At 67.9% G+C, this 10,908-nt stretch carries 8 protein-coding genes and 5 pseudogenes; 6 read left to right on the top strand and 7 right to left on the bottom strand.

Going from position 1 to position 10,908, the window contains the following annotated elements; all coding sequences use genetic code 11:
* The coding region (locus tag AB0M92_RS38815; RefSeq protein WP_366107106.1) for a helicase associated domain-containing protein at positions 1-1,308 on the top strand (1,308 nt) is incomplete at its 5' end.
* Between the two features lie 119 nt (positions 1,309-1,427).
* Complete coding sequence (locus AB0M92_RS38810) at positions 1,428-1,952, top strand: hypothetical protein (protein WP_366107105.1); 525 nt, start codon at positions 1,428-1,430, stop codon at positions 1,950-1,952.
* Positions 1,953-2,503: 551 nt separating this feature from the next.
* On the opposite strand, the gene AB0M92_RS38805 is transcribed toward AB0M92_RS38810, so the two are convergent.
* The 3 genes and pseudogenes from AB0M92_RS38805 to AB0M92_RS38795 all read right to left on the bottom strand — a co-directional run bounded on the left by AB0M92_RS38805 (position 2,504) and on the right by AB0M92_RS38795 (position 4,627).
* A complete protein-coding gene (locus AB0M92_RS38805) occupies positions 2,504-3,868 on the bottom strand; it encodes a Vps62-related protein (RefSeq protein WP_366107104.1) in 1,365 nt (454 codons plus the stop codon).
* Between the two features lie 491 nt (positions 3,869-4,359).
* Positions 4,360-4,458: pseudogene (locus AB0M92_RS38800) on the bottom strand (recombinase family protein); the annotation flags it as partial.
* A gap of 28 nt (positions 4,459-4,486) precedes the next feature.
* The gene (locus AB0M92_RS38795) at positions 4,487-4,627 is read right to left on the bottom strand and encodes a hypothetical protein (RefSeq protein WP_366107103.1); all 141 of its coding nucleotides are present in this window, start codon (positions 4,625-4,627) and stop codon (positions 4,487-4,489) included.
* Positions 4,628-4,841: 214 nt separating this feature from the next.
* Between AB0M92_RS38795 and AB0M92_RS38790 the strand changes: the two genes are divergently transcribed.
* Positions 4,842-5,321, top strand: a complete 480-nt coding sequence (locus AB0M92_RS38790; RefSeq protein ID WP_366107102.1) for a helicase associated domain-containing protein — start codon at positions 4,842-4,844, stop codon at positions 5,319-5,321.
* 229 nt (positions 5,322-5,550) lie between these two features.
* Here AB0M92_RS38790 and AB0M92_RS38785 read toward each other — a convergent pair.
* A pseudogene (locus AB0M92_RS38785) lies at positions 5,551-5,772 on the bottom strand (HNH endonuclease); the annotation flags it as partial.
* On the opposite strand from AB0M92_RS38785, the gene AB0M92_RS38780 reads away from it, so the two are divergent.
* A complete protein-coding gene (locus AB0M92_RS38780; protein WP_366107107.1) occupies positions 5,753-6,235 on the top strand; it encodes a DUF6262 family protein in 483 nt (160 codons plus the stop codon). The pseudogene AB0M92_RS38785 and the gene AB0M92_RS38780 overlap by 20 nt on opposite strands.
* Positions 6,236-6,305: 70 nt before the next feature.
* Here AB0M92_RS38780 and AB0M92_RS38775 read toward each other — a convergent pair whose 3' ends face one another.
* Positions 6,306-6,797: a hypothetical protein gene (locus AB0M92_RS38775; protein ID WP_366107101.1), complete on the bottom strand. Its 492-nt coding sequence runs from the start codon at positions 6,795-6,797 to the stop codon at positions 6,306-6,308.
* A gap of 407 nt (positions 6,798-7,204) precedes the next feature.
* On the opposite strand from AB0M92_RS38775, the pseudogene AB0M92_RS38770 reads away from it, so the two are divergent.
* A pseudogene (locus AB0M92_RS38770) lies at positions 7,205-8,064 on the top strand (IS5 family transposase).
* A 445-nt stretch (positions 8,065-8,509) separates the two neighbouring features.
* Positions 8,510-8,719: pseudogene (locus tag AB0M92_RS38765) on the top strand (ATP-binding protein); the annotation flags it as partial.
* 782 nt (positions 8,720-9,501) lie between these two features.
* Here AB0M92_RS38765 and AB0M92_RS38760 read toward each other — a convergent pair.
* Together AB0M92_RS38760 and AB0M92_RS38755 are read right to left on the bottom strand one after the other, a co-directional pair.
* Positions 9,502-9,891, bottom strand: coding sequence for a hypothetical protein (locus tag AB0M92_RS38760; protein WP_366107100.1), 390 nt, complete (start codon positions 9,889-9,891; stop codon positions 9,502-9,504).
* A 169-nt stretch (positions 9,892-10,060) separates the two neighbouring features.
* Positions 10,061-10,773 (bottom strand): annotated as a pseudogene (locus AB0M92_RS38755) (IS5 family transposase).
* Positions 10,774-10,908 lie beyond the last annotated feature (135 nt).

Below are 10,908 nucleotides of genomic sequence, written 5' to 3'. Positions count from 1 at the left end.
ACGAAGATCGCCCGGATCATCGTGCCCATCTTCCTGGAGCCGAACGAGGACCCGACCGACATGGTCGCCTCCGCCAGCTTCCGCCCTCTTGTAGCCGTATTGCAGGGCCTGCGCTCTCATGACGACCGCCTCGTCGAGCAGCTCGCCTCCCGCGCCCTCACCAGCGGCAAGCGCAAGACCCACCTCCGGCGCGACGAGGACGGGCGGATCGTCGGGGCCGGCGGCGGGGAAGGCGAGGACCAGGAGGACTGCGCCGACGCGGCCGCCGAGTCGGCGCTGCTCCACTTCTCCAGCCCCCGGGACGCCGCCACCATCGCCGCGTTCCTGCGCACCCGCATCTACCGGCCCGAATCCCTGGTCTGGCTGGAGGGCTACCAGGCCCTGCTGCGCTGGCGGGCCGAGAACCAGATCACCGGCCTCCACGCCGTCCCCTACGACGTCGAAGTCGATGTCGGCATCACCAAGGCGTTCCCCCTCGGCCGGTGGGTGCACCAACAGCGCAAAGCGCTGCGCACCGGGGAGCTCGAGAACCGGCGCAAGGAACTGCTGGACGCCCCGGAGGCCGGCATGGTCTGGGAGCCCGGCGAGGAGGCGTGGGAGAACAAGCTCGCCGTCCTCCGGTCCTACCGGAAGGGCACCGGCCACCTGGCGCCCCGGCAGGACGCCGTGTGGGGCGAGAACAACGCCATGGTGCCCCTCGGCCAGTACATGGCCAATCTTCGCAGGAAGGGCACCAAGAACGGCCTCGGGAAGAACGAGGACACCGCGACGACCCGGGCCGCGCAGCTCACCGCGATCGACAAGGACTGGAACTGCCCCTGGCCCCTGGACTGGCAGCGCCACTGCCGCGTCCTCGCCGATCTCGTCGACGCCGACGGACAACTGCCCGACATCGCCCCCGGCGTCCGGTGGGACGGCGACGACATCGGCCGATGGCTCCAGCAGCAGAAACAGCGGGCCACCTGGGCGCGGCTGCGGCCCGAGCAACAGAAACGACTGACCGAGCTGGGCGTGCAACCCGCCCAGGCACCGCCACCCGCCCCGGCGGCCGGGCGTGGAGCGAACGGGCCGAGCAAGGCACAGCAGGCATTCCAGCGGGGGCTGACGGCCCTCACGCAGTGGGTAGAGCGGGAAGGAGCCCACCGACCCGTCCCGAGGGCCCACGGGGAGACGATCACCGTCGACGGCGAAGCAGAACCGGTGATCGTGAAACTGGGCGTATGGATCTCCAACACCAAAACCCGACGCCACAAACTCGACCACGAACAGCTCACCGCCCTCGCTCAACTCGGCATCGACTGGGCCTGACACGGCTGGCGTCCGGCTGCGGAGCCGGCATGCGCGAGCCCCTGTCCGTGTCCTGGCCGTCCATACTTCGTGCGCTTCAAGGGGCGACGGTAGGTCCCGCGCCGGTCTAGGGTCCCGGCATGAGCGACTTCTGGGACGCGGCTAGCGCGATCGCAACCACCGGGGCAACAGCCGTAGCCCTTGGCTTTGGCTGGCACGAGCTGCGTATGCGGCGGAAGGAAGAGACGGACAGGCAAGCAGCACAGGCACGGCTGGTGGTTCCGGTCATAGACGGGAACCGTGGGGAGGTGGTCAACCACAGCTCCGAGCCGCTGCTTGAACTGAGGATCATCAGGGCCGACGCCGACCAGCCCAACGGAGACCCTGTAGCGGTCCGCTGGTCCGATGAGGACCAGCGGACCTTCCGCAACGTCTCGGCTGGGCAGACCCACTACCTGGAGCTCCGGGAGCAGAGCTGGGGACCTCTTTTCATCGACAGCATCGAGGTGGGAACTGATGAAGGCATCGCCCCCTCCAATGCGACCAACCACCGGCTGACGATCCAGTTCATGGACGCGGCCGGCCTCCGGTGGCAGCGCGTCGGTCTCCAGCCGCCCACCAGAATCCTCGGTGAGTTCTCCGTCCCGTGCCCCAACCCCGCGTAGGGAGCCCGCAGCGCTCCGGCACCGGGCGCCTGCCGAGAGGCGGGCTTGCCTTCCAGCCGGTCAGCCTGTCGGGTGTCGGGCCTCGGATCGTGAGGACGGCCAGCGCGCCTGTCTTCCTGAGCACCCGCTTCAGTTGCCCTGGCCGCGGCTGCGCCAGGGCCGGGACACGGCAGCAGCCGGATGAGGCGGACCCCCACGCGCTCGACGCGCGTTCGGACACGGCGCGGCCTCGGCAACGTGCGGCTCCGGTCAGCTTAGGGAGCGGGAGCGTGGCGACGTGGCTGCAGAAAGGCCGCGGCAAGACGGAGTCGGTGACGGTCTGCGCGGAGTCGGTGGTGTCGTTGATGAACCTCAGCAGGTTCCAGGACGCCTTGCGTTCGATGCATCTAGGACGTCACCGCTTGTGTCACCGTTCGAGCTGCAGCTCCCGTTACGGGTGTCCCTCCAGGCTCGGGCGGCCGGCAGTATGCCGACTCACCAGGCGTAGCCGCTCAGTGAGTCGGCGATGACCGACGCCTCCGGCCTTTCGGGGGTTTCGTGCGTTCGGACCCTTATGTCTGCCGCGAGGTCCGCTTGGCGCTCGCCGCGGTCTTGCTGGTGCTCCCTGTGGTGGAGGGCTGGACGGTCTTCAGTGTGGCGGTGTGTCCTTGCGAGGACACACTCCCGGGAGCGTCGGGGTACTGGTCGTAGTGGAAGCTGTCGCCGTGGAAGGACAGCGGTGCCCCCACGCGGGTCTTGTCAGCGCGCATGACCTGCAAGGTGTGGGTGCCGACCCACAGGGCAACGGCGTGGTCGGCTGGGGCTTGCAGCGTACGGCTGACCGTGCGCGATTCCAGCTCCTTGACCCCGGTGGAGCGGGAGAAGCCCATCTCCAGGCTGAAGGTGGTGGTCACCGATGTGTTGATGACGCCGACCGAGACCCCGCTGGTACCTGAGATGGAGATGCCGGTGTTCACGCTGAAGGTGTCGGTGGTCTCCTTCTCGACCCCCGTGGTGACGGAGTCGGTGACGGTCTGTACGGAGTCGGTGGTGTTGTTGATGAAGCTCAGCAGGTTCCAGGACGCCTTGCGTTCGATGCGGTAGAACGGCGAGTTGCCCAGCTTCCATTCAGTGGACTTGTCGGGGTCGTGCACCGCGGTAAAGGGCAGCCAGACCGCGTTGGCCACGGTCGCGACGGAGTTGCCCGAGGGGCGGCGGCGTCCCTCCAGCGCGGGAAACGGGGCCGGCTCGGAACGTTCCGCGCGCATCGGCAGACACAGCACGTGCATGTCGGGCAGGTACTGCGGCTTGTCGTAGGCGGCGTGGCCGGTGAACGTGTTGGGCGCGAGCAGAAAGCGGTTCACGTCGTCAGTGTTGCCGACGTAGGCCGGGGGGACGATGTTGCTCCAGGCGCTGAAGGCGCGCTTGGCGCCGGTGCCCTTGTCGGCGTAGATCCGGTCAGCAGACGGGACGGCGGTGTGGGTGAGGTCCTCGCGGACACAGGTCACCGCATCGAGCGGCGGCTTGTCGTAGGAGTTCTTGGAGACCACCAGGCCCAGGGCCACGTAGCCCGCGGGCGGCGTGGGGCGCCAGAAGGACCCCGCATATTTGGAGCCTGATCCCTTGTCGTCCCAGACCAGTTCGTAGTCCACGGGGTCGGCCAGCGCGGGCTTGCCCTTGGCCGAGGGAACGTCAGGGTGCTGCTTCACGCACACGGCCACGACGTGCTCGTCGAGCTTCTTCCCGGAACCGGGCAGGTTGCTGGCGTGCCAGGCCGGGATGGCCAAGGTGCCCAGAGGCTTGTAGCCGATCGGCGCGTTCGGGTGCCAGCAGCTGATCGTTTCCCTGCCACCCGTCCCCTCATCGTCCCAGTGCCAGGTGAACTGATCCGTGTGAGTGACGAAGAGTTCCCCGAAGGCCATCGCATTCTTGACCATGTTTCCACCATCTCCCGGGTGCTGATGCTGGTACTGACGGAACGCCAGCACGAGTTGAACACATAAGGCAGGAACGTGTGCACTTAGCGTAACAAGTCCAGGTCGGAAGGCATCTCGTATGGGAACGCCACGCCCACAAACAGCACCGCGAGCTCGGCTGCCACCCCCACCCACCCCCGCAGGCACCACACCTTCGACAGCGCTTCGGGACCCCACCCGCCGCGGTGCCGGCACGCAGTCACCAGTCGTCGTGCCACGTCACCGCTTCGAGTGGCTTGTTCACCACCAGGCAGACCTGGGTGGATCAGGCCACGGTAGCTAGCACGAAGAGGCTCGCCTCTCCACTGCGGGCCTGTCAGGGTGAGCGCGCGCCGCGACTGCGCTGTCTGCGCATGCAGCGCCCTTACTGTGCGGCCATGGAAGACTCCCAGATGCCTGAGCCTTTGCAGCAGGCGGTTCACCAGCTCGTCTCCGAAGTGGTCATGAACTGCCAGGAGGTCGGCGCCGGCCGTGCGGATCGCGCCGCGGCTGACGCCACCGTCACGGGCGAGGGCCGCGATCGAGCGGCACTCCAGGTACGCGGTGCGCACGTACCAGGGCCCGACTGACGCGCCACCTTCACTGGCTCGGGCGCGGCGTGCGCGCGGTGCGCGCCGGGCCCGTACGCGAAGGTGGTGCGCCGGCCGCGGCGGCGTCCTCGCGCAGCAGCCGTCCGGCGTCGGCGGCGGCCTTCGCCTGCGTGAGAAGCGCCGTTTCCATGCAGTGGAGAGCCATGCGATACGCCGCCCCATGACAGTGACGGCCACCCTGACACCATTCACACGTCAGCGACGACCATGCCCCTAGTCACCCGACCAGCAAAAACACCCCCAGCTGACAATCCGTCACTGCCAACGCCCACTGACACCAAACCAGCGCATCGCACCCTGGCCGCGATCGACAAGGACTGGAACCCGGGCGACGAGGACCACGGGTGACGGTGGACTGGCACCGCCACTACGCCTACCTCACCCAGCTCCTCGACGAGGGCGTCCGCCTGACCGCGATCACCCCCGGAGTCACCCGGCACGGCGAGGACATCGGCCGCTGGCTCGCCACCCAACGCCGCGACTGGAACCGGCTCAACACCGAGCAGCAAGCCCGCCTTACCGCGCTCGGCATCACACCCGCGCGGGCTGTACGGGCCCGTACGGCGCCTGCGAAGACCAGCACGACCGCAAGGCCGGGGCGTGGCGCAGTGGCCTTCCAGACCGGCATCCAGGCCTTGGCGCAGTACGTGGAGCGGGAGGGTGGCGGTCTGCCCGGCCGCCAACACGTCGAACACCTGCCCGGGGCGGCCCACCGCACGGGGGTATGGCTCGCGAACCAGCGCCAGCGCCGCGACCGGCTGGACGCCGAGCAGCTGCGGGCGCTGGCCGAACTCGGGGTCGACTGGGCCCGGTCGGCTGTGTGAGATCCCGAGATCGGCCGTCGTAGCCGGGGGCCACCTCGGACGCCCGGAAGTCCGGCCAGGCCTTCGCGCGGTTGCCGAGGTCCAAGTCCCGGGATCGTTCAGCACCTCGGGCAGCGGGCCACGGGAGCGCTTTGCGTCCGCGCCCGCCAGCCGGTCCGGCACGGAGCACGTCACCCCGGGACCGCCCGCAGACCCCTGTCCGGGCGGTCCCAGAGCGGCGCCACGGCCACGGAGCCGGAGTGAACTCCACGTCCGTGCCGCCGCAGCCGGCCGCGATGTCCAGCAGCCGGTCCCGCTCGGCCTCGTCGACGGCCAGGCCCCAGCGGAGCTTGGTCGCCGTCCACTCCGCGCCGTAACGGCACAGCGCATCCGCCGCCGGCGGCAGCCACTCGGCGGGATCCTGGTCGGCCTTGGACCGGTTCGAGCGGGCGGTGACCGCGACCAGGGAAGCCGGCAATCGGATCTCCTTTGCCCGTGTCGCCCGGGAAGCAGGCGTATCCACTTGGTTCGTCTACAACCAGCCCGCAGTCAAAGCCGCGGTCCGGGACGCGATGAGCGACCAGGCCCATCATGGGTTGGAGGCGGCAGCGGCACCCCGACCAGAGCGGACCACCCCTGCCAGCCTGCACACCGACCTCGCGTTCGCCCGTGAAGAGATCCAGGATCTGAAGCGGGAGCGCGACGAGCTCAAGCGCCGGGTCCAGCTCGCTCTTGGCGCGGAAATCGACAACGTGGCCCAAGCCGATTTGGTCAGCCGGATTCAGGACCTGGAACACCGCAACCGGGTCCTCGCCGCTGACCTCTCCGAAGCCAGGGCCCAGGTCGAACGGCTTGCAGAACAGCATCGGGAGGCGGAAGAAACCGTCGCATCGCTGCGGCTCGCTCTTCGAAAGGCGATACGCCCAGTCCGCTGATCTGCTGATCCACAACATCCGGTGAGGGTGTCCTGTCCGAAGGCGGGGCACCCTCACCGGCATCGGACCTTCAGCCGATCCGCCGGGAAGGCAGTCCCGCTTTGGTACGCCAGTAGTCGGCGTCGTGAGGATCGGCCAGCCAGCCGGCCAGGCGTTCGGCTCCGACACGGAATGCACCGGGCAACGAGTTCTTCTCTCCGACCACGAGTCTGAGTGCGTCGACATCGTGGGTGGCGTGGTCGGTCTCGCACCAGCAGGCTACGTTCACCGCCGCATCGACTGCGAGGCGGCCCGGACCGATCCACACCACCTGAAGCAGGAACTCCAGCTGATCGCCTCCCTCGGAGTGCTCGATCACATCCAGTCCGAGGACGACCGGCGTGCCCGGCTGCATGCCCGGGAAAGCGGCGTGTTCCAGGACCCACTCCCAATCTGCCGCGGCTCTACCTACACGAACCGTGTCGACCATTCCAGCCGCCTGATGCAAGGAGTCCACATCCGCAGGCGTCAGGAGAGGAAAGAGCACGGTCAAAGGGACGTCGTCGAAGGCACCTCTCATCATGAGGCGATCATCCCTGGCTCCGACTTGCATCACGAGCCCTGGCTGGCTCTCGCAAAGTAGGCCCAGGGCCGGGTGGCAGCTGGCCATCTGGACACGTTCGGCCGAACCTGGTTGGGCACTTCGACGAGCAAGCCGACAACAGGCGGAGGCACGGTTCGCCCAAGGCGTTGCTCTGCTGGACGATTCTCTGCCCCCCGCACCCTTGTGACTCACATGCCTCAGGATCCACGGAAACGCTAAAGTGCCCATGCACCAGCAACGTTGTGTCCTACCCCCGACGAGCGATGCAGATAACCCGGGTGTTGCAGCCGTCCGCCGGGCTCTCGCCGGAGTTCCAGTGCTTGAAGGACATGCGCTGGTAGCCGCTCCGGTCCTCGACCGCTAGGCCGTTTCCTGAGGATCATCGGATCGTTGGGTTATGTGTATCGTTGACTGATGCCCAGTGGGCAAGGATCGAGCCGTTGCTGCCGGTCAGGACGCCGAAGCGGGGTGGTCGTTGGCGTGATCACCGGCAGGTGATCGACGCGATTGCGTTCAAGTACCGCACCGGAACGCCGTGGATGGACCTGCCGGAGCACTTCGGTTCGTGGAAGGGCGTTCACAACCGGCTGCGGGTCTGGGCGGCCGACGGCACCTGGGCGAAGGTGTTCACTGCTCGGCTTGCCCAGGCCGACGCCGATGGCGACCTGGGCTGGGTCGTCGCGGTTGATTCCACGATCGTGCGAGCTCATCAGCACGCCGCCGGGGCTCGTCAAAAGGGGCCCCGGCCGGTGAGCCGTCCGACCATGCCCTTGGACGCTCCCGCGGCGGACTGACGACCAAAATCCATCTCGCGTCCGACGGTCGCTGCCGACCGCTCGCGTTCGTCATCACGCCCGGGCAGGCAGGTGATGCTCCCGCGTTCGAGCAGGTCATGGCCCAGATCCGGGTGCCTCGTCCGGTCGGCAGGCCTCGGACCGCACCGACTGCCGTCCTCGCCGACAAGGCGTATTCGTCCCGGGCGATCCGCCGTCATCTGAGGCGGCGCGGAATCCGGGCAGTAATCCCGCAGCCCGCGGACCAGGCCGCCAACCGCAAACGGCTCGGCCGCCTCGGTGGCCGGCCGCCGGCCTTCGACCGCGAGGCCTACAAGCAGCGCAACACCGTCGAGCGGTGCATCAACAAGCTCAAGCAATGGCGCGGCCTGGCCACGCGATACGACAAGACCGCCACCATCTACCTCGCCGGACTCCATCTCGCCGCCATCTTCATCTGGTCGGCGAGGTGATCCGAAGGAAACGGCCTAGCCGGCACAGCAGACATGGGTGCGGTCCCCCGCAGAAGTACAGGCCCACAGGCCTGGTAGCAACAGGAACCACCTGAGCATGGAGAAGCAGTCCCAGGAACATCCCCGCAGGCTCAGGGCCGCGTCTCCGGCATCGCGACCACATGTCGGGACGAAGTCCCCCGCATCGCGGGGTCGAAGATCGTGTTCCGGACGGCCACCAGCCGATACCGAGAACACCCGAAGCACGGAGTCGACATGACGACCGTCGCACAAGACCCGATGGCCAACCCGGACCATCTCCCACGAGCGGGGTCGACCGCTCGAAAGACAGGTCGAGTTCGCGGGCGATCGGACCGTCCCAGCCAGGTGTCACCCCCACGGGCGAGGGGTCTACCGGCAGCTGAACGGGCTCCTCGACGCGCACAGCGGACCATCCCCGCGGGCGCGGGTTCTGACCGAGCGCGAGGAAAAGAACAGCGTGGCCATCGCCTCGAACGAATCGTTCTCCGGCTGGACGAAGACCTTCACCGACCCGCGTCTCTGTGCTGCCATCGTCGACCGCCTCACCTTCGGCGGCAACATCATCGAGACCGGCACCGACTCCTACCGCCTCGCCACCACCCGCGCCCGCGCAGAGCAGGCAGCCGCTGGCTGACCGGCTCACGGGCCTAACCACATTCACGCGGAACCGTCTTGAGGCCATCGGAGACAACGGTCTATCGTCAGAACACTTGTCTTTTGACCACCTGGAAGTCTTTATGCCTCGCCGTTCACCAGGCGAGATCAGGGCCGATCAGCCCTTGCGCAGGGCGGCTGGCACCAGGCAATTCATCACGGGCCTGTCCGCTGCGACAAACCAACAGATCGCGCAGTTCGAAGCGCGGCACCGGCTGCCCCGCGGGTCTGTCGCCCACGCCTTCCGGGCCTGGGCCTCGGCCCTTCATGAGTGGCCAGAGCATGGATCCAACCGTGGACACGGAACCACGTGCTGGAGAGACATGCATGCCCGAACACTCCTGGAAGGGGCAGCCGCATCCATGCGGCGGAAGGCGCGCCGCGAGCTCCTCACGACACTCGCGCCTCTGGACGACCGATTCCTGGTACGGACACTGCAAGATCCCTTCGCGCCTGCCTTCGAGCCTTGGTGGAAGCGCCGGCTCAGATGACGGCCTCCTTCCATCCGACACCCAGCAGCGCTGGTGACCTCAGGTGCTGCCACTTCTCATCAACATTTCCAGCCTCTCAAAACCGGGACCGCTGCCGAGATCCGTCAACGTCCGCTCTTCCTGGTTCTGGCTCAGGTTCTGTGGACCGGACACGCTGAGTCACTGATCGACGTGTGGTGGCGCGGCGCCAATGAGAGCTCGGAGGTGAGCTGGATCTCCAGCTACCCGGAACGGGCGCTTCAGGGCGCGGTCATCCCAGAAGGCTGCGCGGTCAGCGCCGGCCGCCTCCGATGCGGCGGTCGTCGGCCAGGGCGGTCAGCGGGCCAAACTCGCAGGCAAGCTCGTTCCACGTCAGAACCTCGCCACAGCGGGCCGGGAACTCCTTCGGGTTGAACTCTGGCATGGTCCAGGTGCCGGTGCCCCGGTCCCGCAGCCACAGGTCCCCATCACCGTCGACCACAGTCGGCGGGACCGGTACGGGCTCGGCCTGATCGGTGGGCTCCCAGGTGACCCGGCCCGGGTGGGAAACGCGGCGCAGCTCGGTGGTGGCCAGCCGTGCGGCCAAGTCACGGGTGGACTCTTCGGCGTCCTTGACCGACGTGAGTCGGAATGCGTCGTCAAGTACGGGCAGGGCTGGATTCTTGCTGCGCTTTGAACTCATACGCTGACTACCTCCGGTGAGGGGCGTCACATCCGTTATGGCACCCCGTAGAGGAACACGGTATCCGAGGCGGGAGCCGGGCCGGCTACGACCACTGTCCAGATGGAGGCGCCGGCTCACCGGGCGGTGGGGCGAGATGGTGAGCCGGTCCTAGGGAATGTCCGCAATGTCAGGTGGGGAGCCATAGTCGTAGGCAGGCGAGGGTGACCAGGGCTTTGTAGTGGCGGGCTCGTTTGTCGTAGCGGGTGGCGAGGGCCTTGTTCTGCTTGAGCTTGTTGAAGCAGCGTTCGACGACGTTGCGGCGCCGATAGACCTCACGATGAGGTGGCACAGGCTCTCGCCGCGTCGCAGGCGTCCGCTGATCTGGTCGACGCGTTCGGGGATGGTACAGGCGATGCCGCGTTTCCGCAGGTAGGCGCGGATCTTGCGGGACGAGTAGCGCTTGTCGCCGACCACCCGCCGCGGCCGGGTCCGGGGCCTGCCCGGCCCACACCGCTTGACGCGGATGCGGGCCATGACCGGCTCGAACTGTGTGCAGTCGTTTACGTTCCCGCCGGTGAGCGTGAACGCGAGCGGCCGGCCCCGCCCGTCGCAGGCGAGGTGGATCTTCGTGCTCAGTCCGCCGCGGGACCGGCCGAGTGCCTCGCCGGTCCAGGCCCCCTTTCGGGCCCCGGCCGCGTGCTGGTGGGCCCGCACGATCGTCGAGTCGACACAGACGATCCCGCTCGGGCGGGCCCCGCCAGGCCGCACCCGTGGACAGCTTCCACAGGATGCCGTTCAGGACCTGCCGCCGGTCCCGCACAGGCCGCCCCATCCGGGGCGGAGCAGCAACGCCCCGATCACTTCCCAGGCCTGATCAGTCAGTTCATGACGTCGCACCACGAACGGAGTAACGACCGACCGACATTGCGGACACGCCCTCAAGGTTGTTCCACAAGGGTGGCCAGGCCCGAACGGCGCCCGGTTTGCCGCGATCCGACCCTACGGCTCGATGGCCTGGAAGGGGACAAAGTTGCT

Origin of the sequence: Streptomyces sp. NPDC051582, from assembly GCF_040681715.1 — a bacterium.
Taxonomy (GTDB): domain Bacteria; phylum Actinomycetota; class Actinomycetes; order Streptomycetales; family Streptomycetaceae; genus Streptomyces.
This window is presented reverse-complemented; position numbering and strand designations above follow the sequence as displayed.

Coding starts and splice junctions, on each gene's coding strand:
- AB0M92_RS38810 (WP_366107105.1), top strand. CDS start 1,428: ATGAGCGACTTCTGGGACGCGGCTAGCGCGATCGCAACCACCGGGGCA.
- AB0M92_RS38805 (WP_366107104.1), bottom strand. CDS start 3,868: ATGGTCAAGAATGCGATGGCCTTCGGGGAACTCTTCGTCACTCACACG.
- AB0M92_RS38795 (WP_366107103.1), bottom strand. CDS start 4,627: ATGGAAACGGCGCTTCTCACGCAGGCGAAGGCCGCCGCCGACGCCGGA.
- AB0M92_RS38775 (WP_366107101.1), bottom strand. CDS start 6,797: ATGATGAGAGGTGCCTTCGACGACGTCCCTTTGACCGTGCTCTTTCCT.
- AB0M92_RS38760 (WP_366107100.1), bottom strand. CDS start 9,891: ATGAGTTCAAAGCGCAGCAAGAATCCAGCCCTGCCCGTACTTGACGAC.